The sequence below is a fragment of the Pseudomonas sp. L5B5 genome (genome assembly GCF_020520285.1).
GTDB lineage: Bacteria > Pseudomonadota > Gammaproteobacteria > Pseudomonadales > Pseudomonadaceae > Aquipseudomonas.
In genome coordinates, this window is the sequence record NZ_CP084742.1 from 4,427,778 (window position 1) to 4,453,304 (window position 25,527).

Below are 25,527 nucleotides of genomic sequence, written 5' to 3' on the forward strand. Positions count from 1 at the left end.
GCCAAAGGTCTGTTAAAAAATAGTCGATTTTACCGCTTTAACATCGCGCGTATATCTGCCAAAGCGTTGTTGCCGCGAACGGCCTTGACCTCGGTCGGCGTGTCGTCGGTGCCTTCCCAGGCCAGGTCGTCGGGGGGCAGTTCGTCGAGAAAGCGGCTCGGCGCACAGTCGATGATTTCGCCGTATTGCTTGCGCTTGGCCGCGAAGGTGAAGGCCAGGGTCTGGCGCGCGCGGGTGATGCCCACGTAGGCCAGGCGCCGTTCTTCTTCGATGGTATCGGCTTCGATACTGGAGCGATGGGGGAGGATTTCCTCTTCCATGCCCATGATGAACACGTAGGGAAACTCCAGGCCCTTGGAGGCATGCAGGGTCATCATCTGCACGCCTTCGGCACCGTCTTCCTCTTCTTGCTGGCGTTCGAGCATGTCGCGCAGGACCAGCTTGCCGATGGCATCCTCGACGGTCATCTCGCCGTCTTCGTCCTTTTCCAGGGTGTTCTTCAAGGCCTCGATCAGGAACCAGACGTTGCCCATCCGATAGTCCGCGGCCTTGTCGCTGGAACTGTTGGTACGCAGCCAGTTCTCGTAGTCGATGTCCATGATCATGCTGCGCAGGGCGCCGATCGGGTCCTCGCCGGCGCACTGCTCGCGGACCCGGTCCATGAAACGCTTGAAGCGTGCCAGGCGGTCGGTAAAGCGGCTGTCCAGGTGCTCGCCCAGGCCGATTTCCTCGGTGGCGGCGTACATCGAGATTTCGCGCCCGGTGGCATAGTTGCCGAGTTTCTCCAGGGTCGTGGAACCGATTTCCCGGCGCGGTACGTTGATCACCCGCAGGAAGGCGTTATCGTCATCGGGGTTCACGATCAGGCGGAAGTAGGCCATCAGGTCCTTCACTTCCTGGCGCCCGAAGAAGCTGTTGCCCCCGGACAGGCGATAGGGCACCTGGTGGTGCTGCAGCTTCAGCTCGATCAGCTTGGCCTGGTAGTTGCCCCGGTACAGGATCGCAAAATCGCTGTAGGGACGGTTGGTGCGCAGGTGCAGGGTCAGGATCTCCATGGCTACCCGCTCGGCCTCGGCGTCCTCGTTCTTGCAGCGGATCACGCGGATCTCGTCGCCGTGGCCCATCTCGCTCCACAGCTGCTTTTCGAATTCGTGGGGGTTGTTGGAGATCAGCACGTTGGCGCACCGCAGGATGCGGCTGGTGGAGCGGTAGTTCTGCTCCAGCATCACCACTTTCAAGGACGGGTAGTCGTCCTTGAGCAGCATCAGGTTTTCCGGCCGGGCACCGCGCCAGGCGTAGATCGACTGGTCGTCATCGCCCACCACGGTGAACTGGTTGCGCGTGCCGATGAGCATCTTCACCAGCAGGTACTGGCTGGCGTTGGTGTCCTGGTATTCGTCCACCAGCAAGTAGCGCACCTTGTTCTGCCACTTCTCGAGGATGTCGGGGTGTTCCTCGAACAGCTTCACCGGCTGCAGGATCAGATCGTCGAAGTCCACCGCGTTGAACGCCTTGAGCGTGCGCTGGTAGTGGGTGTAGACGATCGCTGCGGTCTGCTCCTTGGGATTGCGCGCATTTTCCAGGGCCTGGGGAGGCAGGATCAGGTCATTCTTCCAGGCACCGATCATGTTCTTGATCTCGTCGACGCCGTCGTCCCCGGAGTACTCCTTCTGCATGATGTCGGTCATCAGGGCCTTGACGTCGGTCTCGTCGAAGATCGAGAAGCCCGGCTTGTAGCCCAGCCGTCCATGCTCCTTGCGGATGATGTTCAGGCCCAGGTTATGGAAGGTCGACACCGTCAGGCCGCGCCCCTCGCCGCTGCGCAGCAAGGTGCCGACCCGCTCCTTCATTTCCCGTGCCGCCTTGTTGGTGAAAGTCATGGCGACGATGTACTGAGCGCGGATCCCGCAGTTCTGGATCAGGTGGGCGATCTTGCGGGTGATCACGCTGGTCTTGCCGGAGCCTGCACCGGCGAGCACCAAAAGAGGGCCGCCGACGTAGTTCACGGCTTCTTGTTGCCGGGGATTGAGTCGGGACATGACGGTAAAAAGGGGTCGGTTACGAAAAGGGCGGGCATTTTAACAGGATGAACAGATTCTGCTGCCTCTCTCCGACTTGTGACGCATAACGCGATCTAAATTTGCCGGTTTTGATACTTTCCCGCAGGATGCGCGCTAAATATGCGTCTAATGTTCGAGTTAGAGCGGTACAAGAAACTGCGTATGATAATCAGTATCAATTGATATTGTCCGTTTGCGCGCCATAATGCCCGCCGCCAACTTTTTTGCAGAGTCTAGGGAGCTAGCTTGTCCAAGCCTGTCGAACCCTTGCGTGTGCTGCTCCTGGCTCAAGAGCCGGTGTGGACAGCGTTGTTGCGCGAGTGTGTCGCTCCGTTGGGAGACTCGGTGGTACTGATCAGTGCTTCCAGTTGGGAGTCGGTCAGTCGTTTGTTCGAAGACGATCGCAATGCGGTCCTGTTGACTATTCCACACCTGCAGCCCGGTCCCGGGCGTTGCAGTTTGCCCACAGTCCTGTTGCTGGATCATGAGCCCTCGGTAGCGCCGGTGGGCGTCAGCGACTGGCTGGTGGGTTCTTGCCTGAGCACCGATGCCTTGCGCCGTTGCCTGCGCCATGTGCGTGAGCGCGGCGTGCTGGAAAACACCCTGCAGCGCCTGGCCGAACAGGACCCGCTGACCGGTATCGCCAACCGCCAGGGTTTCCAGACCCTGCTGGCCGCACGCCTGGCGGAAAACGACGGTCGTGGCCTGGCTCTGGGCCACCTGGATCTGGACAACTTTCGTCACGCCAACGATGCCCTGGGCCACCAGGCCGGCGACCGGCTGATCCTGCAGGTGGTCTCGCGGCTCAAGAGCCAGCTGGAGGCCGGTGACCAACTGGCCCGCCTGGGCAGCGACGAATTCGCCTTGTTGATCGACACCCGCCGTGCCCCGCAGCGGGCTGAATGGATGGCCGAGCGCATCACCGAGGCCATGGCGGAACCTTACTGGATCGACGGCGAAAGCTTGTTGATCGGTTGCAGCCTGGGGATCGCCCATGCTCGCGCCAACGCCGGGGCCGACCCGCTGATGTGGCATGCGCATATCGCCATGCAGCAAGCCAAGAGCACCCAGGGCTGTACCTTTCATATCTTCAACGAACGGATCAACCGCAACGCCCGCAGCCTTGCCGACCTGGAAAGTGAACTGCGCCGGGCGCTGCGTCGCGACGAGCTGGAACTGCACTACCAGCCACGGTTGAACCTGCATGACGGCAAGATCGTCGGCCTCGAGGCCCTGGTGCGCTGGCGCCATGGCGAGCGCGGCCTGTTGCCGCCCAGCGAGTTCGTGCCGCTGGCCGAGCAGAGCGGGTTGATCGTGCCCCTGGGCTACTGGGTCATTTCCCGGGCCCTGCGGGATATGCAGGCCCTGCGCGAGCGCGAGCTGGCACCGCTGCACATGGCGGTCAACCTGTCGTTCCGCCAGTTCCAGGACAGCCAATTGCTCTCGACCCTGAGCCGGCTGATCGCCGAGCGCGGAGTCGAGGCGCAGTGGCTGGAGTTCGAGCTGACCGAGACTGCCGTGATGCGTCGCAGCGATCTGGTGAAGCAGACCATGGATGCCCTGGGCCGCCTGGGCGTGCGTTTTTCCCTGGACGACTTCGGCACTGGTTTCTCCTCCTTCGTGCACCTCAACAGCTTGCCGATCGCCCTGCTCAAGGTGGACAAGAGTTTTGTCGGCGGCATGGAGCAACGCGAGGAAAATCGCAAGCTGGTCCACGCGATGATCAACCTGGCCCACAACCTCAACCTGGAGGTGGTGGCCGAAGGGGTGGAGACTGCCGAGCAACTGGCGTTGCTGCGTGACTTCGGCTGCGACCAGGCCCAGGGCTACCTGATCAGCAAGCCGCTGCCGCTGGCTGAGCTGGTGGAGTACCTGACCTTCGGCAGCAGCCAGCGCTCACTCCAGGAAGAAGTGATCTGAGGTTCGCCGCTCAATCGGCTGGCAGGCCCATGGCCGGCACCGCCGGTTCACGCTTGATCATGCGACGCATGCGCCACTCGAACGCCAGGGTCAGGCTGATGGCGGCGCAAGCCAATCCCAGGGCCAGGCCCCACCAGACGCCGGTTGGCCCCCAGCCCAGGGTGAAGGCCATCAGCCAAGCCGACGGCGCGCCAATCAGCCAATAACAGCCCAGGCCCACCAGGAAGGTGGTCTTGGCATCCTTCAGGCCGCGGATTGCGCCCATGGCGATGGTCTGGGTGCCATCGAACAGTTCGAACCAGGCGGCCACCGCCAACAGGCTCACGGCCAGTTGAATCACCTCGGCGAAGGCCGGATCGGTGTGGTCCAGGAACAGTCCGATCAACTGGTTGGGCAGCAGCCAGAAGACCATCGCGAACCCCAGCATCACCACCGCACCGAAGGCGATGCCGACCCTGCCCGACAGGCGCGCATCCAGTAATTGCCCAGCGCCGTAGTGCTGGCCGATGCGCATGGTGATGGCGTAGGACATCCCCGCGGGCACCATGAACGCCACCGACACGATCTGCAGGGCGATCTGGTGTGCCGCCAGCTGGGTGCTGCCCATGGTGCCCATGCACAGTGCAGCGAAGGCGAACAGCCCGACCTCCACCGCGTAGGTGCCGCCGATGGGCAGGCCCAGGCGCCACAGTTCCCGCAGGTAGTGGACGTTCAGCCGGGACAGGCCCTCGCGCAGTGGATACGGGGCGTAGGCGGGATGGCGCCTGATGTGCCAGGCCAGCGCCAGCGCCATGCAGTTGGCGACGATGGCGGTCACTAGGCCGATACCCACCAGGCCAAGTTTGGGCAGGCCGAACATGCCGGTGATCAAGGCGTAGTTGAGCAGGAAGTTGGCCACAGTCCCTGCAAGGCTGATGACCATGATCGGAGTCGCGCGGCCGATGGCGCTGGTGAAGCCGCGCAAGGCCATGAAGCTCAGGTACCCGGGCAGCGCGAAGGGCAGGATCAGCAGGAACTGGCCGGCAGCCTGGACGTTGCTTTCGGTCTGGCCGAACAGTAACAACAAGGGCTTGAGGTTCCACAGCAGCAGGCCGGCGACCAGGGCCATGATCCAGGCCAGCCACAGGCCGGCCTGGGTCAGGCGGGTAGCGCCCTCGATGTCCCCGGCGCCCTGGCGTATCGCCACCAGGGTACCCACCGCGGCAATCACGCCGATGCAGAAGATCGATACGAAGGAATAGCTGGCCGCGCCCAGGCCGCCACCGGCCAGGGCCTGCGGGCTGAGCCGGGCCATCATCAGGGTGTCGGTGAGGACCATCAGCATGTGGGCCAGCTGGGAGGCGATCAGCGGGCCTGCCAGCCGCAGGATGGCCCAGAGTTCGGTGCGTGCTGGATGCTGCATGGTCATCAGGCTCGATCAAGGAAGAGTCATGGAAAGCGCTGATTCTCGGCGCTTCTGGGTCATAGCACAAAGGGATAAAAATACTTGCTGGCATGATAAAAACTCATCCCAAGTACTTTCTGGTAGCGTTGCGCTATTGCGTTGTCGGAGCGAATCCATGTCCCGTCGTCTTCCTCCTCTTTATGCCCTGCGCGCCTTTGAAGCGGCGGCCCGGCACAGTTCGTTCACCCGTGCTGGCGAGGAGCTGTCGATCACCCAGAGTGCCGTCAGCCGGCATATCCGTACCCTGGAAGACCACTTCGCCTGCCGGCTGTTCCAGCGCAACGGGCGCAACCTGCAGTTGACCGAGGCTGCACGCCTGCTGCTGCCGGGTATCCGCGAAGGGTTCGGTGCCCTGGAGCGGGCTTGCGGCACCCTGCGCGGCGAGGATGGCATCTTGCGCATGAAAGCCCCTTCGACCCTGACCATGCGCTGGCTGCTGGCGCGGCTCAGTCGTTTTCGTCACTTGCAACCGGGCAATGAGGTGCAGCTCACCAGCGCCTGGATGGATGTGGACTCGGTGGACTTCAACCAGGAGCCCTTCGACTGTGCCGTGTTGCTGAGCAATGGCCACTTTCCCGCCGACTGGGAGTCCAGTTGCCTGTTTCCCGAACTGCTGATCCCGGTGGGGGCGCCGAACCTGCTCAACGATCAGCCCTGGGATGCGGCACGCCTGGCGACCACCGAGTTGCTGCACCCGACCCCGGACCGGCGGGACTGGCGCAGCTGGCTCGAGCACATGGGGCTTGCCGGCCAGGTTTCGCTCAAGGGCGGGCAGGTATTCGATACCCTGGAACTGGGAATGATCGCTGCGGCACGGGGGTATGGCGTGTCCATGGGCGACCTGTTGATGGTCGCCGAGGACGTGGCCCAGGGACGCTTGAGCCTGCCCTGGCCGACGGCGGTGGCCAGTGGCTTGAACTACTATCTGGTGTGGCCCAGGACCCGGGCTGGCGGCGAGCGACTGCGGCGCCTGAGCGACTTCCTGCAAGGGGAGGTCGAGGCCATGCAACTGCCTGTGGTGGAGCGCCTGGGCTGAAACGTTGAAGCACCCGATTGGCATGGCTTGAGATATATCCTTGCAAGTCGCTCAAGTATTGCCGGGAGCCGCCGAATCCTGGGACATGGAACCAGCGTTCAGGAAGGTCCTAACTTACTAGAAAATCTTGGAATTATTGCTGCCGAGCGTGCCACTTGATCAGGATGATCCGCCTTCTCGGCCAGGAGCCATCATGTCCCAACCCCGTGCCCGGATAGCCTCCCAGCTAGGGCTTGCCCTTGCCTTGATACTCGCCCTGGTGATCAGTGGCAGCACCCTGTTCGCCTTGCGTTCGCTGGATTCGGCCAACCTCGATACCCGCGAAGAACACCTGGCCAGCGAAGCCCGGCTGCTGGCCGACCAGCTCAACACCTTCCATGGCAGCCTGCGTGAAAGCACCCAGCGCCTGAGCGGGCTGTTCGAGAACCGCTTTCGCAGTGGCCTGAGCGTGCACCCCGACCAACCGGTGAGCGTGGCGGGGGCACAGACCCCCGGCCTGCACCTGGGCAGTGTGGTGCTGAACAACAATTTCGATGAAGTGGACCAGTTCAAGCAGATGACCGCCGGAGTCGCGACCTTGTTCGTGCGCAGTGGCGATGACTTCATCCGGGTCAGCACCTCCCTGAGCAAGCAGGATGGCAGTCGCGCCATTGGCACCTTGCTCGACCATGCCCACCCGGCCTACCAGAAGCTCATGGCGGGGCAGAGCTACGTTGGCCGGGCGCTGCTGTTCGAGCGGTTCTACATGACCCAGTACACGCCGGTAACGGACCGCAGCGGGCGAGTGATCGCCGTGCTGTTCGTGGGGTTCGATTACACCGACGCGCAGAATGCGCAGTTCGCCAACCTGAAGCGTTTTCGCATTGGCCAGAGCGGTTCCCTGGCCTTGCTCGACGAACAGCACAAGTGGCTGGTGCCACCGGCTGGTGTGCAGGCACTGGACCAGGCGGCGCAGGTCCTGGCGGACATGGCGAAGGCGCCGGGCAAGGGGCGTTTCTGGAGCGATGGTGACGAGGACTTCTACAGCCTGGCGATGCCGTTTGCCGACGGTCCCTGGTCGGTGGTGGCGAGCATGCCCAAGGCCGAGATCCGCGCGGTGACCTGGAGCGTCGGGCTGCGCCTGGTGATCGGCAGCCTGCTGGCGATGCTGCTGGCGGTGGGGGCAACGGTCTGGTTGCTGCGCAGCAAGCTGGCGCCCCTGGGCGACCTGGTACGCCAGGCCCAGGCCCTGGGCGGCGGCGACCTGGGCGCGCGGCTGAGTGTCTCCAGCCACGATGAAATCGGCCAGTTGGCCGCCAGCTTCAACCAGATGGGCGAGGCCCTGTCGACCATGGTCGAGCACATTCGCCGTTCCGCCACCGAGGTCAGTGGCCGGGCCCAGGTGCTGTCCGGGCTTTCCAGCGGTGCCTATGAAGGCATGGAACAGCAGTCCGGGGAAATCACCAGCATGGCCGGGGCGGTGGAGGAGTTCAGCGCCACGTCGCTGAACATCGCCGACAACATGGGCAACACCCAGCGCCTGGCCCAGGAAAACGCCGAGCAGACCCACATCGGGCGTGAGTCCATGGAGCAGGCGTCTTCGTCCCTGGAGCAGATCGCCGGGGCCCTGGGCAGCACGGCGGCGGTGATCAACACCCTGGGCCAGCGGTCCCAGGAAATCGGCGGGATCGTCGGGGTGATCACCGCCATCGCCGACCAGACCAACCTGCTGGCGCTCAACGCAGCCATCGAGGCGGCCCGGGCAGGGGAACAGGGGCGTGGTTTCGCCGTGGTCGCCGACGAGGTGCGCAACCTGGCTTCGCGCACCCGCGAGGCCACTGCGCAAATCTCCCAGATGATCGGCAGCATCCAGCAGGAAACCGACAATGCCATCCAGACCATGGAGCAGGGCAACCACCTGATGCAGGAAGGGCTGTCGCGCAATGCCGGCGTGGCCTCGGCCCTGGCCTTGATCGACGAGCAGAGCCAGAGCGCGGGCGAGCAGTTCTCCGCCATCAGCACCGCGACCCAGGAGCAGAGCAGCACCGCCACGGTCCTGAGTCGCAATTTGCAGAGCATCGCCCAGGCCAACAGTGAACAGCGCGAGGTAGTGTCCAACCTGGCCGTCACCGCTCGTGAACTGGAAACCCTGGCTGCCGACCTGCGCCACGAGGTCGATCGCTTCCGCTGAACTGCTTCGCCCTCCGGCGCGTTACCGCAGGGCGCAAGTTGCAATGGCGCCGGGTTGGACTAAAACAGATGAGCAGTAGATTGCCCTTCAAGGATTTCCCTCTTAGCAGGAGCTGGCATGACTCATCTCTCTCGTTTGCTTCCCCGTGCCCTGGCTGTCTCGACCCTGTTGCTCAGCCCAGGTGCATTCAGCCAGGAAAGCCCGGCGTTCATCGCCCCGGCGTCCTGGGGTACGCCCTTCAACCGAATTGCCCAGGTGGCCTGCCACAACTGCTACGAAAAGCAGTACGCGGGCACTTTCAGCAGCGTGCTCGACAGCGTGCGCACCCTGGAGCTGGACTTCTGGGATCAGCGCGATGCGGTAACCGGTGGTTCGCCCCGGCATTGGTTCGTGCGGCACAACCCGGGCACCCTGTTCCAGTCCGGCAACGATAACAACTGCACCGGCGATGGCACGGGCAAGAACGATCTCGAGGCTTGCCTGAACGACATCAAGCTCTGGAGCGACAGCCACCCGGGGCATTTCCCCATCACCGTGATCCTGGACAAGAAGCAGGGTTGGTCCAAGGCCAGCTCCGGGCGTACGCCGCAGGACTTCGACGATCTGGTGAGCCGGGTGTTCCAGGGCAAGCTCTACACTCCCCAGGACTTGGCCACCCACATCGGCAGCAGTGCCGGAGCCCTGCAGAAGAACCTCAAGGGCAAGGCCTGGCCCAACGCCAGCCAGTTGCAGGGCAAGGTCCTGCTGGTGCTCAACCATTCCGAGAACCAGAAACTCTCGCAGTACGCCGAAGCCCGGACCTCCAGCGCCAAGGTGTTCATTTCGCCGGTGACCAATGGCCAGAATGATGTCAGTGGCAAGGTCAGCGGCATGTCCGACCAGTCATCGGGCTACGTGGCCATGAACAACATGGGCAAGGGCGACAAGAAGTGGGCGACCCAGGCCTTCGCCTACAGCCACATCGGCCGGGTCTGGGGCGATGACGGTGTGTCGTTCGCCCAGCACATCATCGAGCAGGTCAACCTGTCGGCGTACTACAAGTTCGCCGACCAGGGGGCCGGTGGCTTCCGCATCCGGCCATTCTGAGGCTCACTGGGGCTCGGTGGCATCACCGAGCCCCGGATCCACGCGCTTGCCGATGTCGCGCAGGCGCGCCAGCTGGTCGACCATGCCTGGTGCCTCGTCGACGCTGCTGACGAAGGTCCACAGATAGGTCATGACCGCATACACGTGGCCAGCCTTGACCTCAGGAGACAGCGACAGCTGGGTGATGGTGATCACGAACAGCACTGCGGCCACCACGCCGAGGAACAGATAGGCCACCGCTTCACGGTCCGAGAGCCCGATCCGCAGCCGTGACAGCAGGCGATAGTGGCGTTGCAGGGACTCGGCGCCGACCTTGGCCACCAGCCCGATCTCCTTTTCCAGGCGGTTGTTCAGGCGCTCGTGCAGTTGCTGGTTACGGCGAGCGAAGCGCGGCAGCAAGACGACGCACAGCACCAGCGCCACCAGGCAGGCCAGGCCGATCCAGGGCTCGATCACCAGCAGCATCACCGCCGCACCGATGATCGACACCAGGGCGGTGGCGATGATCGGCACGTGTTTTTCGAAGAAGTCGACGAACTCCCGGGCCAGTACCACTCGCGCTGCGGCGGTGGAGGTGTTCTGTTGCTGCTGGCGCTGATTGAGGATCACCGGCACGGCCAGGTCCGCGTAGATGCGCGTGAAGGTACGGGTGTCCACGGCACGTCGGGCCGCCCCCACAACCCAGAAGCCCAGGACCACCATGGCGTAGACCAGGGCATGGGTGGTATCGCCGCGCAGGATCGAGTCCACGGCGAATCCGGCGAACAGCGGGTAAGCCAGTAGCAGGGCATTCTCCAGGGCCACCAGCGACAGGGTGATGGACAGCTTGCCCGGATACGCCCTGGCGATGGCCTTGAGGGTCTGGCCGGCGGATTGCTGGCCGAGTTTCCGGGTCGGGCCGGCGGATTGCTGGCCGAGTTTCCGGGTCGGGTCGGCGGTGGCGGGACGGGTGAGGACAGACATGACTGCACCAGGAATGGGATAACGGTTAATATTGAGCGAGCGCTCAATTATGTTTGAGCGATCGCTCAAAACGCAAGTGCCGTTCATTCCGACACCAAGAGGTTCGACTGCCGATGTCCCGTAACGACCGCAAGGACCAGATCATCAGCGCCGCCCTGGAACTGTTTCACAACAAGGGTTTCGCCGAGGTTTCCACCCGAGACCTGGCCGAGCATGCCGGGCTGTCCCGCAGCCACATCTACCACTACTTCAAGGACTGGAAAGAACTGCGCCGTGAAGCCTTCGTCCGTTTTGCCAACGGTCAGCTGGAGGCCGTGGCGGCGCTGGTGCGCGACGCGCCGCCGGCCCAGGCCCTGCGGATCTTCCTCATCGATTGCCTGACGGACTCCAGCGAAATCGGCTGGGGGTTGTGGCTCGATGCCTGGGATGAAGCCATGCACGATGCGGAGTTGGCCGAGGTCTATCTGCAGATCAACGGTCAGTGGCAGGCGCTGCTGGCGTCGATCATCGCCGAGGGCATCCAGGCCCGGGTATTTCGTTGTGCCGATGCCGAGCGGGCCGCCAGGCAGATCCTCGCCCAGGCCATGGGCTACGCCGATGACCTGTTGTTGCGAGCCTCGCCGGAGGCCGAGGAGGCCGCGCTGGACGAGGTCCTGGAAGTCGCCGGGTTGCTGCTGGGGCTGGGCGACTGAGGTTTCAACCACGGCCGGGCCGATAGTGCAGTGCCTCCGCCAAGTGCTCGCGGCCTATGGCCGTTGCCTGCTCCAGGTCGGCCAGGGTCCGTGCCACCTTGAGCAGGCGGTGGGCGGCGCGCAACGACAAGCCCAGGTTCTCGCAAGCGTCTTCCAGCCAGCGCTCGTCGGCTGTGGATAACGTGCAGTGACGCCCCAGGCCGGGCAGGTCGAGCAGGGCATTGGTGCAGCCCTGGCGCTGCAGTTGCCGGTTGCGGGCGTTGGCCACCAGGCGGGCGGCACTGGCGCTGTCGTTGCCCGGCTGGGCTACGGGGCTCAGGGCCGTGGCCTCACGGGCGACGGTCAGGTGCAGGTCGATGCGGTCCAGGAATGGGCCGGAGAGCTTGTTGCGATAGCGCTGGATCTGCTCCGGCGTGCAGCGACAGCGCCCGCTGGGTTCGCCCAGGTATCCACAGGGGCAGGGATTCATGGCCGCCACCAGCTGGAAGCGGGCGGGGAACTGCACCCGATCGCGGGCCCGGGCGATGACGATCTGCCCGGACTCGAGGGGCTCGCGCAGCACTTCGAGCACCTTGCGGTCGAACTCCGGCAGCTCGTCGAGAAACAGCACGCCGTGGTGGGCCAGGGTGATTTCCCCGGGTTGCGGTTTCGAGCCGCCACCGACCAGGGCCGCGCTGGAGGCCGAGTGATGGGGCTGGCGAAATGGGCGTTGCGGCCAGTATTCGAGCGGAGCATGGCTGCTCACTGACTGGATGGCTGCGACTTCGAGGGCCTCGTGTTCCTCCAGTGGCGGCAGCAGCCCGGGCAGGCGGCTGGCCAGCAGGGTCTTGCCGGTGCCGGGCGGGCCGCAGAACAGCAGGTTGTGAGCACCGGCGGCAGCCACCAGCAGGGCCCGCCTGGCAGCCAGTTGACCTTGCACGTCGCGAAGATCGGGATAGGGCGTGCGGTGATGGGGCAGGCCCTGGGTGACGCAGGCCGGGATCGGTGCCTGGCCGTTGAGGTGGGCCACTGCTTCCAGCAGGTGGTCGACCGCGATCACGGCCAGGCCCGAGGCCAGGCAGGCTTCCCCGGCGTTGGCGCGGGGCACCAGCAGGGCATGGCCGGCATCACGCGCCGCCAGCGCCGCCGGCAATACCCCGCGCACCGGGCGCACCGCGCCGGACAAGGCCAGCTCGCCCAGGCACTCGATACTGGCCAGTGCCGTGGCCGGCAGTTGCTGGCTGGCGGCGAGTATGCCGAGGGCGATCGCCAGGTCGAAGCGGCCGCCATCCTTGGGCAGGTCGGCGGGAGCCAGGTTGAGGGTGATACGCCGTGCAGGGAAGTCGAACCCGGCATTGAGAATCGCGCTGCGTACCCGGTCCTTGCTTTCCTTGACCGCCGCTTCAGGCAGGCCTACCAGGGTCAGGCTCGGCAGGCCGTTGGCCAGGTGCACTTCGACACTGACAGCCGGGGCTTGCACGCCCACCTGGGCGCGGCTGTGGATGATGGCCAGGGACATGAGCGTTCTTCCTTGCAACAGCGGGAACCGCATCCTGCGGTGCTGCAAGGATAGTCGGGGAGGGCTGCGCAAGGTCTGGCGAATGCACACAGGGTGTGTCGCCGGGCTGTCCTTCAGCCTTGATGGAGGCGTGCGTCCGGCGAGGGAGTGTCAGTTCACTGCGCTTTTGGATCGAGCCTGGCTTCCAGCTCGGTGACCTTGGCCTCCAGGCTTTCCAGGCGGGCTCGGGTGCGGGCCAGGACCACCATCTGGCTGTCGAACTCTTCCCGGCTGACCAGGTCCAGCTTGCTGAAACCGCTTTGCAGCAGGGCCTTGAACTGGCTTTCGATCTCGTTGCGAGGCAGGGGCGTCTCGCCGCTGAACAGGCGCGAGGCGTGGCCGCTCAGGGCGTCGAGGAGGTCTTTGGGAGCGAGCATGGGAATGTCCTGAATAGCAGATGGGCCGCAGTGTATCACGCACGCAGCGGGGGCTTTGCGCGACGCAGCCTGCACGTTTTTTGCGCATTCGGCTGGAGCCCGATGCACCGTTATTGTGCGTAACGGTGGCGAGGTTTTGTGGCCCATGGGGCCGTCAGGGGGCAAAGGGCTGAAATCGCTGGTTTTTCCCGACCTGGCAAGCTTTCTGCTTAGACCCTGGTGACCCATGCACTGATGCAGTCGCTGTGACGAATGCAGTGCGACAGGCGGGACGGGGGAGTGTTTCGTCAGGAGCGGTTAGCTGGCGTCGGTCAGGCTGAGGAGGGCCGACGATGCGTTACAAAGCCAGGCACTGCGCTTAGACTTGAGTCGGGTTTGTTTTCCTGGGGCAAGTCCACCAATTCGGGAGAGAGTTTCATGAAGCTAGTCACCGCCATCATCAAGCCGTTCAAGTTGGACGACGTGCGCGAGTCGCTGTCCGAGATCGGCGTGCAGGGTATTACCGTTACCGAGGTCAAGGGCTTCGGTCGGCAGAAGGGCCACACCGAGCTGTACCGCGGCGCGGAGTATGTGGTCGATTTCCTGCCCAAGGTGAAGATCGATGTCGCCATCGACGACAAGGATCTTGACCGGGTCATCGAGGCCATCACCAAGGCTGCCAATACCGGCAAGATCGGTGACGGCAAGATCTTCGTGGTCAATCTGGAACAGGCAATTCGCATCCGTACCGGCGAAACCGATACCGACGCAATCTAAGCCGCCAAACCCAACGCCCCAGGAGAAAACAACATGACTCTGCGTAAATTCGCAGGGCTAGGAGCCCTTTTGTCCCTCGTAATGCCTGGCCTGGCCATGGCGGCAGACGAAGTGGCAGCTCCAGTCCTCAATTCCGGCGACACCGCCTGGATGCTGACCTCCACTGCCCTGGTGCTGTTCATGACCATTCCTGGCCTGGCGCTGTTCTATGGCGGCATGGTGCGGTCCAAGAACATTCTTTCGGTCATGATGCAGTGCTTCGCCATCACGGGTCTGATCACCGTGCTGTGGTTCATCTATGGCTACAGCCTCGCGTTCGACGCCACCGGGATGGAAGCAGGCGTCGTCAACCTCAATTCCTTCGTCGGCGGCCTGTCCAAGGCCTTCCTGGCGGGTATCACCCCGGCCAGCGTGACCGGTCCGGCGGCGCTGTTCCCCGAAGCGGTGTTCGTCACCTTCCAGATGACCTTCGCCATCATCACTCCGGCGCTGATCGTCGGTGCTTTCGCCGAGCGGATGAAGTTCTCCGCGATGCTGATCTTCATGGGCATCTGGTTCACGGTGGTGTATGCGCCCATCGCTCACATGGTCTGGAGTGGCCCGGGTTCGCTGATGGGCGACTGGGGTGTGCTGGACTTCGCCGGCGGCACCGTGGTGCACATCAATGCCGGTATCGCCGGGCTGGTGGCTTGCCTGGTGCTGGGCAAGCGCAAGGGCTTCCCGACTACACCGATGGCCCCGCACAACCTGGGTTACACCCTGATGGGGGCGGCCATGCTGTGGATCGGCTGGTTCGGCTTCAACGCCGGTTCTGCCGCCGCGGCCAATGGCACGGCCGGCATGGCCATGCTGGTGACCCAGATTGCCACTGCTGCCGCAGCCCTGGGCTGGATGTTTGCCGAGTGGATCACCCACGGCAAGCCCAGCGCCCTGGGGATTGCCTCGGGCGTGGTAGCCGGCCTGGTAGCGATCACCCCGGCAGCCGGCACCGTCGGCCCGATGGGAGCCCTGATCATCGGCCTGTCAGCAGGCGTGATGTGCTTCTTCTGCGCGACCAGCCTCAAGCGCAAGCTGGGGTATGACGACTCCCTGGATGCCTTCGGCGTACACGGCATCGGCGGTATCCTCGGCGCGATCCTTACCGGTGTGTTCGCTGCTCCGTCCCTGGGGGGCTTCGGCACCGTGACCGATATCGCCGCGCAAGTCTGGATCCAGGCCAAGGGCGTAGGCCTGACGGTGGTCTACACCGCTGTCGTGACCTTCATCATTCTCAAGGTGCTGGATGCGATCATGGGACTGCGGGTGTCCGAAGAGGAAGAGGCTGTCGGTCTCGACCTGGCCCAGCACAACGAGCGGGGTTACAACCTGTAAGTGCTGCAGGCGAAAAAGCCCGGCCCCGGCCGGGCATTTTTTTGCCTGCTACTTGTCATTGAGGAAGGCTGAAAGGTTTTTCTGATAAGGGTTGGCGTGTTTGCCATGACGATTTTTTGTAGGGCAAATGCTTACACTAAAGCAGGATTATTCGGCGCTTTGTTTTTTTCCTGAGCGCGCTAGAATGCGCGCCGAAGCGTGGAGATAGGTATGTGGCAACAGACTTTGATTACCCTGCGGGCCAAGCCCCGGGGCTTTCACCTGGTAACGGACGAGTTGCTCGCCGGCTTGCCTGAGTTGAAGGCATATCGAGTCGGTCTGCTGCACCTGTGGCTGCAACATACCTCGGCCTCGTTGACCGTCAACGAGAACGCCGATCCGGCGGTCCGGCGCGACTTCGAACGTTACTTCAATACCCTGGTGCCTCAAGGCATGGCCGGGTACGAACACAACGACGAAGGCGCGGATGACCTCCCGGCGCACTTCAAGGCCAGTTTGCTAGGCTGTCAGCTGACTTTGCCGATATCGGCGGGACGCCTGGCGTTGGGCACCTGGCAGGGTGTTTATCTGGGCGAGCACCGCGATCATGGCGGTGCTCGTAAAGTCCTTGCCACCTTGCAAGGTGATAAGGCATAAGCCGCTGAGTGTCAGTGGACGTTGATTTTTTCCGGCAGCCGTCGACAGACGGCCGGGCTGGGCTATAACTAATCTGCTTTTCGCAAGTCATGAGGTAGAACATGAGCGACGATGATCTGGAAAACGACGACCTCGAAGTAGGTGAAGAAGACGACACCGAAGAGGGTCTTGAAGCGGCCGCCGAAGATGTGGCGGAAGACGATGGCAGTGATGTTCCTGCTCCGACCGCCAAAGGCAAGTCCAAGGCCGCTGTCTCGGTAGACGAGCTGCCGAGTGTCGAAGCCAAGAACAAGGAGCGTGATGCACTGGCGCGTGCCATGGAAGAGTTCCTGGCCCGTGGCGGAAAAGTGCAGGAAGTCGAGGCCAATGTGGTCGCCGATCCGCCCAAGAAGCCTGATAACAAGTACGGCAGCCGGCCTATCTGAGCCTTGCTACTTGCTTGCTGAAAAAACCCGCCGTCGCTGCGGGTTTTTTCATGCCTGCACAAAACCCGGCCATGGTTTGCGCTGGGGACGCAGCGGCTAGAGGGACCTCCAGCGCCCCAGCAGCGCGGGCAGTTCGGTCAGGCTGCGAATCTCGGCATCGGGCGCGCGCTCGGCCTCCCAGGATTTGCCTCCCGGATTGAACCAGATAGCGCGCAAGCCGGCCTGCTGGGCGCCGGCAATGTCATCACCCGGATGGTCGCCGATATGCACCGCGGTGTCGGCGCTGGCCCCACCGCGTTGCAGGGCTTCCTGGAACAGCCGGGCATCGGGCTTGGCGATGCCGATGTCCTCGGCACACAGGGCGAACTGGAAATAGTCCGCCAGGCCCAGGCGGCGCACGTCGGCATTGCCGTTGGTGACCACCCCCAGGGCGAAGTGATTGGCCAGGGCCTCCAGGGTCGGTTGCACCTCGGGGAAGATATCCAGCTGGTGCCGGGCGTGCAGGAACACCTCGAAGCTTTCTTCGGCCAGTTGGCTGGCCTGGGCATGCTCATAACCAGCCTCTTGCAGGGCATGGAACAGCACTCGCCGGCGCAGGGCGCTGATCCTGTGCCTGAGCTCCGGCTCGCGTTCCAGCACCTGCGTGCGGATGGCCCACAGGTGCTCCACCGGCACGCCGCCCAGGTTTGGTGCGTGCTCGGCCAGCCACTGGCGCAGGGTGGCCTCGGCGCTGACGATCACCGGAGCGGTATCCCACAGCGTGTCGTCGAGGTCGAAGGTGATCAGCTTGATGGTCATTACTCACCGCCCTTGTTGCGTTTGGCCCGTGGGTGGGCACTGTCGTAGACCGCCGCCAGGTGCTGGAAGTCCAGGTGGGTGTAGATCTGGGTGGTCTTGATATCCGAATGCCCCAGCAGTTCCTGAACGGCGCGCAGGTCCTGGGAGGATTCCAGCAGGTGGCTGGCGAAGGAGTGACGCAGCATGTGCGGGTGCAGGTTCTGCCCCAGCTCGCGTTCGCCGGCGGCCTTGACCCGCAGCTGGATGGCCCGGGGGCCCAGGCGCCGGCCTTTCTGGCTGACGAACAGGGCGCTGTCCGGCGGGTTGCTCAAGGCCCGCAGTGGCAACCACAACGCCAGTGCTTCGCGGGCTTTGCGGCCCACCGGCAGGACCCGGGTCTTGCTGCCCTTGCCAAGGACCTGGACCAGGCCGTCCGCCAGGTCCAGTTGTTCGAGGTCCAGGCTGGTCAGCTCGGAAAGGCGTAGCCCGCAGGAATAGAACAGCTCCAGGATCGCCTGGTCGCGGTGGGCCAGGAAATCATCCTCCACCGCGCCTTCCAGCAGTTGCAGGGTCCGGTCGGTGTCCAGGGTCTTGGGCAGTCGGCGCTCGCCCTTGGGCGGGGCCAGGCCATTGGCCGGGTCGTGCTCGCACAACCCTTCGCGGTTCAGGTAGTGATAGAGGCCGCGCACCGCGGACAGCAGGCGGGCCAGGCTGCGTGAGGACTGGCCTTGCTGGTGCAGGCGGACAATCAGGCTGCGCAAGCCCTGGATGTCCAGGTCGGCCCAGCTGTGCACCTGCTGCTTCTCGCAGAACCCCAGCACCTTGCCAAGATCGCGTCGGTAGGCTTCCAGGGTATGGGGCGACACCTGGCGCTCACTGCGCAGGTGTGCGCAGTAGGCGTCCAGTTGTTGGTGCATGCTCAGCGTACCGAGCGCAGGGAATGGGTGAAGCGTGGCAACACGCGACCAGTGACTTCGGCGATGTAGTTGAGGAACAGGGAGCCCACCGAACTCTTGTAGTGCTGGGGATCACGGCTGGCGATGGCCAGCACGCCGTGCATGCCCTGGTGAGTCAGGGCCACCACTGCGGTAGAGCCGATCTGCTTGCGCTGTTCCTCGCCAAACAGGAAGTCCAGCTCATGTTCACGCAGGCTGCCGCTGACACTCTTGCCTTCGGACAACAGCCCGCCGATGGCGCCCTGGGCTTCGGCGGCCGATACCCAGCGACCCACGGGCATGGGGCTGTCGCTGAACAGGATCAGGCTGACGAAAGGCACCTGGAACTCCTGGCGCAGACTGTCTTCGACGCTCATCACCACTTCCTCGAGACTGCTGGCGTCCATCAGCGCGAGAATCAGGCGGCGGGTCTTGTCGAACAGCCGGTCGTTGTCCCGGGCCACATCCATCAATTGCGACAGGCGATGGCGCATCTCGATGTTGCGCTCGCGCAGGATGTTCATCTGTCGCTCCACCAGCGAAACGGTATCGCCGCGCTGGTGGGGAATGCGCAAGGCCGGAAGCAGTTCTTCATGGGCGACGAAAAAGTCCGGGTGAGCCTCCAGGTAGGCCGCGACGGCGGCCGCCTCCAGGCTCTGGGCTGGGGATTCGTCGGGCGTTGTGGCGGGAACCTGCGGCTGATCGGTCATGGATTTCGCTCACTCATAGACGCACCTGTCCTTCGTATACACGTACTGCCGGGCCGGTCATCAGCACCGGTTGGCCAGGGCCCGCCCACTCGATGGACAGGCGCCCGCCCGGCAGGTCGATCAATAGCGGCGAATCCATCCACCCCTGGCTGATCGCGGCCACTGCAGCGGCGCAGGCGCCGGTACCGCAGGCCTGGGTTTCCCCGGCGCCACGTTCCCACACCCGCAGTTGCGCGCGTTGACGGTCCAGTACCTGAAGAAAGCCGACATTGACCCGCGCCGGGAAGCGCGGGTGATGCTCGATCTTCGGCCCCAGTTCATGGACCGGGGCACTGTTGATGTCCTCGACCCGCAACACGGCATGGGGGTTGCCCATGGAGATGGCGGCCAACTCGACCTGGCGTCCCTCGACATCCAGCGTATAGCTGGTGGCCTGGGCCGGTGCCTGGAACGGGATGTCGGCCGGCACCAGGCGCGGCGGACCCATGTCGACGCTGATCTGGCCGTCGTTGCGCACGTCCAGCTCGATCACGCCGCTCTTGGTTTCCACGCGGATCTGGCGTTTGGTGGTCAGGCGCTTGTCCAGCACGAACCGGGCAAAGCAGCGCGCGCCATTGCCGCACTGTTCCACCTCGGAACCGTCGGAGTTGAAGATCCGATAGCGGAAATCCACCTCCGGGTTGGTCGGGGCCTCGACGATCAACAACTGATCGAAGCCGATTCCGGTATTGCGATCACCCCATTGCTTGGCGTGCTTGGGCTGAATATGCGCGTGCTGGCTGACCAGGTCGAGAACCATGAAGTCATTGCCCAGGCCGTGCATCTTGGTAAAACGCAGCAGCATGGTCTTACTCCGGCAGCAGGCTTTCGCCAGCGAATAACTCGGTCACCGTTTCGCGGCGACGCACTTGCACAGCCTGGTCGCCATCGACCAGTACTTCGGCGGCACGGCCGCGGGTGTTGTAGTTGGAGCTCATGACAAAACCATAGGCGCCGGCGGAATGCACTGCCAGCAAGTCGCCCTCGACCAGGGACAGCGAGCGTTCCTTGGCGAGGAAATCGCCGGTTTCGCAGATCGGGCCGACGATGTCGTAGGTACGGGGCTCGGCATCCCGGGGCCGTACGGCGCTGACGTCCATCCAGGCCTGGTACAGCGCCGGGCGGATCAGGTCGTTCATGGCACCGTCGACGATGGCGAAATCCTTGTGCTCGGTGTGCTTGAGGTACTCCACGCGGGTCAGCAGCACACCGGCATTGGCGACGATGAAGCGCCCCGGTTCGAACACCAGGGCCAGGTCGCGGCCGGCCAGGCGCTCGCGCACTGCCTTGACGTAGTCGGCGGCCAGTGGCGGTTCCTCGTCACGGTAGCGCACGCCCAGGCCACCACCCAGGTCGATGTGGCGCAGGTAGATGCCGCACTCGGCGAGGCGGTCGACCAGGTCCAGCAGGCGGTCCAGGGCATCGATGAAGGGGGCCAGGGTGGTCAGTTGCGAGCCGATGTGGCAGTCGACCCCGACGATTTCCAGGTTGGGCAGTTGCGCTGCGCGGATGTACACATCCTCGGCGGCGGCAATGGCGATGCCGAACTTGTTTTCCTTGAGCCCGGTGGAAATGTACGGATGGGTGCCGGCATCGACGTCGGGATTGACCCGCAGCGACACCGGTGCACGCAGGCCCAGCTCGGCGGCCACGGACTGCAGGCGTTCCAGCTCCTCGGCGGATTCGACGTTGAAGCAGTGGACGCCGACTTCCAGCGCGCGGCGCATGTCGTCACGGGTCTTGCCGACACCGGAGAAGACGATCTTGTCGGCTTGGCCGCCGGCTGCCAGCACGCGTTCCAGCTCGCCTCTGGACACAATGTCGAAACCGGCGCCCAGGCGCGCCAGGACATTGAGCACGCCCAGGTTGGAGTTGGCTTTCACCGCGAAGCAGACCAGGTGCGGCATGCCGGCAAGTGCGTCGGCATAGGCCCTGTACTGGGCCTCGATGTGTGCACGGGAATAGACGTAGGTGGGCGTACCGAAACGATCGGCAATGGCGGACAGGGCTACGCCTTCCGCGAACAGCTCACCGTCGCGGTAGTTGAAAGCGTCCATGGCGAGCCCTTAGTAGGTGTCGTAGGTATCGTGCTTGTGCGCCTTGGACTGCTCTTCAGGGGATTTGCTGTCGTCAGGCAGGTACAGCGGGCCTTTCTGGCCGCAGGCGGTTACAAGGCAGGCAACCGCGACGAGCGCAGCAAGGGCGGAGATCAGGCGCTTCATGGCGAAATCCTTGAGAATGCGTAAATTGCGCCCGAGTATACCGGCCACCCGGCAGCTTGCCTATGCAAGGTAAATCCCGCCTGGCGGGCCTTTCCCAGCGGCTGCGAGGCTCCGTCGGCGGATTGGTCACCCCGGGCCGCCGCAGGTTCTGTATCCTTTGCATTCACCGGGAGGCGCCCGTATCTTGCGGTGCTTGAGCGTGACTAGACACTTTTCGAGGTTCCCGCAATGAGTTTGACCGAAGCCCGTTTCCACGACCTGGTGGATGCCACCCAGCAGGCGCTGGAGGATATTTTCGATGAGAGCGACCTGGACATCGATCTGGAAAGCTCGGCCGGCGTGCTTACCGTCAAGTTCGATAATGCCAGCCAGGTGATCTTCAGTCGCCAGGAGCCCCTGCGCCAGTTGTGGCTGGCTGCGCGTTCCGGTGGTTTCCACTTCGATTACGACGAAGAGAGCGAGCGCTGGATGTGCGACAAGAGCGAAGAACAGCTGGGCGAGATGCTCGAACGCATCGTCTTCGAACAGGCGGGCATCAAGCTCGAGTTCGAGGGGCTCTGAATCGTGAGCCAGACGCTTGCGGCACGTGCGCCCAAACCGCTCTACAGCAACGTCAGTCCGGCGGTGGGCTCGCCGTGCATCAGCCTGTGCCGCCTCGATGAGGAGAAGGTCTGCCGAGGCTGCTTCCGCCATGTGGAAGATATTCGCGAATGGCGCTCGGCCGACGACGAGCGTCGCCGGGTGATCTGCGCCCAGGCGCTGCAGCGTAAACAGGCCGCGGCGCCGGGGGATCTGTAGTTCCAGCCTGCACGGTTTGTTTATTCGGATTGCTGTGATAGTGTCAGATTTCGCCTCGCTACCTCGAGGCCGGTGAGAACCCCGTCTTATTTGGCGGGGTTTTGCTTTTTTGTGCAGAAAAAACAGGAGTCAGCCAGGATCATGAGCACTGCACCATCCATCATCCTTACCCGCCTTGACGTACAGCGTCTGGAGCGCCTGATCGACAGTCTGGACGACTCGCTGCCAGGCGTCATTGCCCTGCAAACCGAGCTGGATCGCGCCGAAACGCTGGTGGGTCACGATGAGGTTCCGGCCGGTGTCGTCACCATGAATTCGCGGGTGCACTGCCGGGAAGAAAGCAGCGGCAAGGATTACCACCTGACCCTGGTCTACCCACAGGATGCCAACGCCGACGAGGGCAAGATTTCCATCCTGGCCCCGGTGGGCAGCGCATTGTTGGGCTTGCAAGTGGGCCAGTACATCGACTGGCCGGCCCCGGGCGGCAAGACCCTGAAACTGACCCTGCTGGAAGTGGAATACCAACCGGAAGCCGCTGGCGACTTCCACCTCTGACGCCTGCCTAGGCCTGCTCGAGCGCCTCGTTCAGGGCGCGCTCCAGGCTGGCCTTGTAGCGCAGGTAGAGAATGCTCGAGCTTTGTCCATCACCGAGCAGGCCGGACAGGTCCAGGTCGGTGATGTAGCAGCGATAGCGCTCCGCGTCGCGACGCTGCTCGACGATTTCCCGGACCACGGCACTGAACAGCTGGTCGCCATGCTCCAGTTCGCAAAACTCCTGCTGATTGCAGTACAGCGAGACCTGCACCTGGCCCGGTGCGGCCTTGCCAATGATCGCCTGCACATCATAGAAACCCTTGTCCACCGGCGTCAGCGGGGCTGGCCGCGCTTCCACTCGGCGCGCCCGGGAAGTGCCTGAAGGCAGGACCTGGAAATAGAGTATCTCCAGAGGTTTGTCGCCCGTGCTGCTGTCCATGGGCAGCAGGGCTTCACGGCGATAGAGAATCGACTGCAGGAAACGCTGCAGCGGCACCAGCAGGCTCTGCTCGTCATGGTAGGGCGCGCTCTGCTGCCACAGGGCATTGTGCTCGTCGAGGACATAGAGCTCGGCCTGGCCCTCGACGATCCGGTAGAACACCTGGATGCAATCCGGCTGGCCCATGGGCAGGATCAGCGCCAGGTCATGATCCTCCAGGGCCATGGGGTCCAGGTGCAACGGGCTGTAATGGGCCTGTTCCTGCCCCAGGTAGTCCAGCAGTGCCGCAGGAGTGGCCAGGGCTCTGTGCCGGACCTGGCCGGGTACCAGCTCGAGGACGTGGTAATGCTGCTGCACCTGGACCAGGTAGCGGTAGTTGAGCTGGCTGAGCAGCAGGTTCTGCGCGGTCTCGAACAGCTCCTCCACCCGCCGGGCGATGAACTGCGCCCGGTTGTGGCAGAAGCAGCGCACCCGCAGCCGGGGCTGGAGGCCGGATGGCAGGTTGTTGAGGTAGTCCCGCAGGCAATCGAGCAAGGCATGTTCGCCGTCGTGGCGGCCCACCATGACCTCGTTCCAGCTGTTGAGCGTGACCTGGTCCAGGGTCAGCACCAGGTTTTCGCGCACCCCGGCGTAGCTCAACGAGTCGGTGCGCTCGGTGGTCATGTGGATGTTCAGCTCGCGGTGATGCTTGAGTGGGTCGGTCGCGACATTCACCAGTACCAGCACCTCGCTGGGCACACTGGCGTGCAGCAACTGGTCTTCGCTGACGGTAGTCAGCGGCAGCGCCACGGTCTGTTGCAGGCTGCCCAGCAGGTTGAACAGCTCGAACTCGCTCAAATCGCTGCTGCCGGGGTGCAGCGCCAGACGCGTGCTGCTGTCGATGACTCCGTTGCGGTGGCACCAGGTGAGCAGCTCCAGCAGTTCGCGGCTGCGCTTGATCGGCGCGAAGTGTTCCCACTCCAGGGCCGTCAGGTTGCCGTTGTACAGGCCCCAGTGGTTGTGGCCAGGCTCCTTGCGGTTGGGCGAGTGCACCAGGGTGAGGGTGTCTTCCGCCAGGTCCGGGGCGATGCCCGGATTGATGAATTCGATTTTTCCGGCCTTGCGTTCGAAGGCTGCATAGAGGCGTCGGCCCAGTACGTTCAGGTCGCGCTTGTTGATCAGGCTGGCAGCCTGCTCGGTGCGGGCGAACTGGGTCAGGAAGCGATAGCTGTAGTTGAGTTCGTTGACCAGGGCTCGGCGTTCAGCGCCGACCTGGCGGACCTTCCACTGGCTACGGCTGTCGAGCAGTGCCAGCTGGCGTTGATCCCAACCCCATTCATCTGCCAGGCGTTCCAGCAGTGCCCGCTGCCAGTTGGGGCTGCGGGCGCCGTTGCCCGCAGTCAGCTTGCGGTTGACCTTGAGGTACAGGCTGCGGCGCACCAGCTCGAGGCGTTCTTGCTCGCCCCGGGCCTTGAGGTATTCCTCGATGCGCCGGTAGACCACGATGTAGGGGTCCAGCTCGTCCAGGTCCAGGCGATTGGCGAACACCGCCTGCTTGAAACGCAGGCTCAGGCACTGGACCCGCGGATGCTCGCTGGCGTAGACCTCGATCAGCAACAGCTTGAGCACGGACTTGTAGGGCGACTCGATGCCCTTGAACAGCTGCCAGAGCCCGGCGCCGATGAACTCGCCCGGAGGGACGCGCGCCATGTGCCCCAGGTCGAGATTTTCCTCGGCGGGGACGAAACGCTTGGATAGCAGCGTGTGGATGTACTGCTCGTAGCGTGGCTCCTCGTACACCGGTACCAGCCACCATAATGGCGTGCGTCCGGCCAGCCAGATGGCGGTACGGTAGAACTCGTCCAGCAACAGGTAGTGCTGGGTGGTGCCGCAATCGTCCGAGCTCAGCTGGGTATCGCGCTCTCCGCGCACGAAGCGGCTTGGCTCGATGAGGAAGAAGTGGGCTTCGGCGCCCTGGCCTGCGGCCCAGGCTTCGAGCAGTTGGCATTTCTTCTGCAGTTCGGCCAGCTCGCTTTCGCTCAGGTCGGGAGCGTGGCAGACCCAGACATCCATGTCGCTTTGGTCGGCCTGGGCCAGGGTGCCCAGGCTGCCCATGAGGAACAGTCCGTGGATCGGCCGGGGCGGGTTGCCGTGGCGCGCCTTGTAGGAAAAGGAACGGGTCAGGCGCTGGGCTTCGGCCAGGACCTGGGGATCGGGTTCGTAGTTGGACAGCCCCGCAGGCGTCGCACCGGAGACATAACCCGGCAGCAGCGGGTGATTGACGTGGAAGAACAGCGGCAACAGGTTCAGGACCAGTTGCTGGCGGGCAGACAGCCCCTCCATCGCCCGGGCCATGCGTCCTTCGTTGAGGGTGAGAAAACGCGCGCGAAGTTGGCTTAGGACCTTGCGGTCGATTCCTTCATCCAGGTCGGGACGGATTTCGTGGGTATGGGACATCTCAAGCGGAGCTCGAACGTGGCGTGGTTCAGGGTCGCAGGCAGTTTACCGGCAGACTGGGCCGAGCCTTGAATTGATTTTTATTTTTGACGCCGGATTTCTAGCGCATTGGCGTGAAGCAGCCTACGGAAACCCGACGGACGGGAGTCCCGCAGGCCAGGGGA

At 63.7% G+C, this 25,527-nt stretch carries 24 protein-coding genes; 12 read left to right on the top strand and 12 right to left on the bottom strand.

The features are described from left to right. Positions 1 to 29: 29 nt before the first annotated feature. Positions 30 to 2,039 (bottom strand): DNA helicase Rep, encoded by a 2,010-nt coding sequence (rep, locus tag LGQ10_RS20165; protein WP_226522991.1) that lies wholly within the window; start codon positions 2,037 to 2,039, stop codon positions 30 to 32. A gap of 267 nt (positions 2,040 to 2,306) precedes the next feature. Here rep and LGQ10_RS20170 point away from each other — a divergent pair, with 267 nt between their 5' ends. After that, positions 2,307 to 3,980, top strand: coding sequence for a putative bifunctional diguanylate cyclase/phosphodiesterase (locus LGQ10_RS20170; protein ID WP_226522992.1), 1,674 nt, complete (start codon positions 2,307 to 2,309; stop codon positions 3,978 to 3,980). A gap of 10 nt (positions 3,981 to 3,990) precedes the next feature. Here the strand turns inward: LGQ10_RS20170 and LGQ10_RS20175 are convergent, their stop codons facing one another. Continuing rightward, complete coding sequence (locus tag LGQ10_RS20175) at positions 3,991 to 5,382, bottom strand: NorM family multidrug efflux MATE transporter (protein ID WP_226522993.1); 1,392 nt, start codon at positions 5,380 to 5,382, stop codon at positions 3,991 to 3,993. A gap of 157 nt (positions 5,383 to 5,539) precedes the next feature. On the opposite strand from LGQ10_RS20175, the gene LGQ10_RS20180 reads away from it, so the two are divergent. The 3 genes from LGQ10_RS20180 to LGQ10_RS20190 all read left to right on the top strand — a co-directional run bounded on the left by LGQ10_RS20180 (position 5,540) and on the right by LGQ10_RS20190 (position 9,716). Beyond that, positions 5,540 to 6,460, top strand: coding sequence for a LysR substrate-binding domain-containing protein (locus LGQ10_RS20180; protein WP_226522994.1), 921 nt, complete (start codon positions 5,540 to 5,542; stop codon positions 6,458 to 6,460). A gap of 193 nt (positions 6,461 to 6,653) precedes the next feature. Next, positions 6,654 to 8,630 (top strand): methyl-accepting chemotaxis protein, encoded by a 1,977-nt coding sequence (locus LGQ10_RS20185; RefSeq protein ID WP_226522995.1) that lies wholly within the window; start codon positions 6,654 to 6,656, stop codon positions 8,628 to 8,630. Between the two features lie 117 nt (positions 8,631 to 8,747). Continuing rightward, positions 8,748 to 9,716 (top strand): Ca2+-dependent phosphoinositide-specific phospholipase C, encoded by a 969-nt coding sequence (locus LGQ10_RS20190; protein WP_226522996.1) that lies wholly within the window; start codon positions 8,748 to 8,750, stop codon positions 9,714 to 9,716. Positions 9,717 to 9,719: 3 nt separating this feature from the next. Here the strand turns inward: LGQ10_RS20190 and LGQ10_RS20195 are convergent, their stop codons facing one another. Beyond that, on the bottom strand, positions 9,720 to 10,766 hold the full coding sequence (locus LGQ10_RS20195; RefSeq protein ID WP_226522997.1) for an ABC transporter six-transmembrane domain-containing protein: 1,047 nt from the start codon (positions 10,764 to 10,766) through the stop codon (positions 9,720 to 9,722). 26 nt (positions 10,767 to 10,792) lie between these two features. On the opposite strand from LGQ10_RS20195, the gene LGQ10_RS20200 reads away from it, so the two are divergent. Further along, positions 10,793 to 11,371: a TetR/AcrR family transcriptional regulator gene (locus tag LGQ10_RS20200; RefSeq protein WP_058437639.1), complete on the top strand. Its 579-nt coding sequence runs from the start codon at positions 10,793 to 10,795 to the stop codon at positions 11,369 to 11,371. A 4-nt stretch (positions 11,372 to 11,375) separates the two neighbouring features. Here LGQ10_RS20200 and LGQ10_RS20205 read toward each other — a convergent pair whose 3' ends face one another. After that, positions 11,376 to 12,869, bottom strand: coding sequence for a YifB family Mg chelatase-like AAA ATPase (locus LGQ10_RS20205; RefSeq protein ID WP_226522998.1), 1,494 nt, complete (start codon positions 12,867 to 12,869; stop codon positions 11,376 to 11,378). 155 nt (positions 12,870 to 13,024) lie between these two features. Then, positions 13,025 to 13,285 carry an accessory factor UbiK family protein gene (locus tag LGQ10_RS20210; protein ID WP_226522999.1) on the bottom strand — a complete coding sequence of 87 codons (261 nt, stop codon included), beginning with the start codon at positions 13,283 to 13,285 and terminating at the stop codon, positions 13,025 to 13,027. A gap of 417 nt (positions 13,286 to 13,702) precedes the next feature. Here LGQ10_RS20210 and glnK point away from each other — a divergent pair, with 417 nt between their 5' ends. The 4 genes from glnK (at position 13,703) to sutA (ending at position 16,473) form a co-directional block, all read left to right on the top strand. Further along, positions 13,703 to 14,041 (top strand): P-II family nitrogen regulator, encoded by a 339-nt coding sequence (gene glnK / locus LGQ10_RS20215; RefSeq protein ID WP_002555808.1) that lies wholly within the window; start codon positions 13,703 to 13,705, stop codon positions 14,039 to 14,041. 33 nt (positions 14,042 to 14,074) lie between these two features. After that, positions 14,075 to 15,412, top strand: a complete 1,338-nt coding sequence (locus LGQ10_RS20220; protein ID WP_226523000.1) for an ammonium transporter — start codon at positions 14,075 to 14,077, stop codon at positions 15,410 to 15,412. A gap of 210 nt (positions 15,413 to 15,622) precedes the next feature. Beyond that, the gene (locus tag LGQ10_RS20225; RefSeq protein WP_226523001.1) at positions 15,623 to 16,048 is read left to right on the top strand and encodes a secondary thiamine-phosphate synthase enzyme YjbQ; all 426 of its coding nucleotides are present in this window, start codon (positions 15,623 to 15,625) and stop codon (positions 16,046 to 16,048) included. A 101-nt stretch (positions 16,049 to 16,149) separates the two neighbouring features. Next, positions 16,150 to 16,473 carry a transcriptional regulator SutA gene (gene sutA / locus LGQ10_RS20230; RefSeq protein ID WP_058436856.1) on the top strand — a complete coding sequence of 108 codons (324 nt, stop codon included), beginning with the start codon at positions 16,150 to 16,152 and terminating at the stop codon, positions 16,471 to 16,473. Positions 16,474 to 16,569: 96 nt separating this feature from the next. On the opposite strand, the gene LGQ10_RS20235 is transcribed toward sutA, so the two are convergent. From LGQ10_RS20235 to lptM, 6 genes are read right to left on the bottom strand one after another with little or no spacing between them, the layout of a single operon-like run. Beyond that, a complete protein-coding gene (locus tag LGQ10_RS20235; RefSeq protein WP_058436857.1) occupies positions 16,570 to 17,271 on the bottom strand; it encodes an HAD family hydrolase in 702 nt (233 codons plus the stop codon). Next, the gene (xerC, locus tag LGQ10_RS20240; protein ID WP_226523002.1) at positions 17,271 to 18,167 is read right to left on the bottom strand and encodes a tyrosine recombinase XerC; all 897 of its coding nucleotides are present in this window, start codon (positions 18,165 to 18,167) and stop codon (positions 17,271 to 17,273) included. The genes LGQ10_RS20235 and xerC overlap by 1 nt, the downstream gene beginning before the upstream one ends. A 2-nt stretch (positions 18,168 to 18,169) precedes the next feature. Beyond that, complete coding sequence (locus LGQ10_RS20245) at positions 18,170 to 18,895, bottom strand: DUF484 family protein (protein WP_058437475.1); 726 nt, start codon at positions 18,893 to 18,895, stop codon at positions 18,170 to 18,172. A 13-nt stretch (positions 18,896 to 18,908) separates the two neighbouring features. Next, on the bottom strand, positions 18,909 to 19,739 hold the full coding sequence (gene dapF, locus LGQ10_RS20250) for a diaminopimelate epimerase (protein WP_226523003.1): 831 nt from the start codon (positions 19,737 to 19,739) through the stop codon (positions 18,909 to 18,911). Between the two features lie 4 nt (positions 19,740 to 19,743). After that, positions 19,744 to 20,991 carry a diaminopimelate decarboxylase gene (lysA, locus tag LGQ10_RS20255; protein WP_058437477.1) on the bottom strand — a complete coding sequence of 416 codons (1,248 nt, stop codon included), beginning with the start codon at positions 20,989 to 20,991 and terminating at the stop codon, positions 19,744 to 19,746. A 9-nt stretch (positions 20,992 to 21,000) separates the two neighbouring features. Then, entirely contained in the window at positions 21,001 to 21,156 is a 156-nt protein-coding gene (lptM, locus tag LGQ10_RS20260) for an LPS translocon maturation chaperone LptM (RefSeq protein ID WP_022641796.1), read from the bottom strand. A 228-nt stretch (positions 21,157 to 21,384) separates the two neighbouring features. Between lptM and cyaY the strand changes: the two genes are divergently transcribed. The 3 genes from cyaY to rnk all read left to right on the top strand — a co-directional run bounded on the left by cyaY (position 21,385) and on the right by rnk (position 22,509). Next, positions 21,385 to 21,717 carry an iron donor protein CyaY gene (cyaY, locus tag LGQ10_RS20265; RefSeq protein ID WP_058438531.1) on the top strand — a complete coding sequence of 111 codons (333 nt, stop codon included), beginning with the start codon at positions 21,385 to 21,387 and terminating at the stop codon, positions 21,715 to 21,717. Positions 21,718 to 21,720: 3 nt separating this feature from the next. Next, positions 21,721 to 21,954: a DUF1289 domain-containing protein gene (locus tag LGQ10_RS20270; protein WP_058438529.1), complete on the top strand. Its 234-nt coding sequence runs from the start codon at positions 21,721 to 21,723 to the stop codon at positions 21,952 to 21,954. Positions 21,955 to 22,095: 141 nt separating this feature from the next. Beyond that, positions 22,096 to 22,509: a nucleoside diphosphate kinase regulator gene (rnk, locus tag LGQ10_RS20275; protein ID WP_025130883.1), complete on the top strand. Its 414-nt coding sequence runs from the start codon at positions 22,096 to 22,098 to the stop codon at positions 22,507 to 22,509. 7 nt (positions 22,510 to 22,516) lie between these two features. Here the strand turns inward: rnk and LGQ10_RS20280 are convergent, their stop codons facing one another. Then, positions 22,517 to 25,363, bottom strand: coding sequence for a class I adenylate cyclase (locus tag LGQ10_RS20280; protein ID WP_226523004.1), 2,847 nt, complete (start codon positions 25,361 to 25,363; stop codon positions 22,517 to 22,519). Between the last annotated feature and the right edge of the window lie 164 nt (positions 25,364 to 25,527).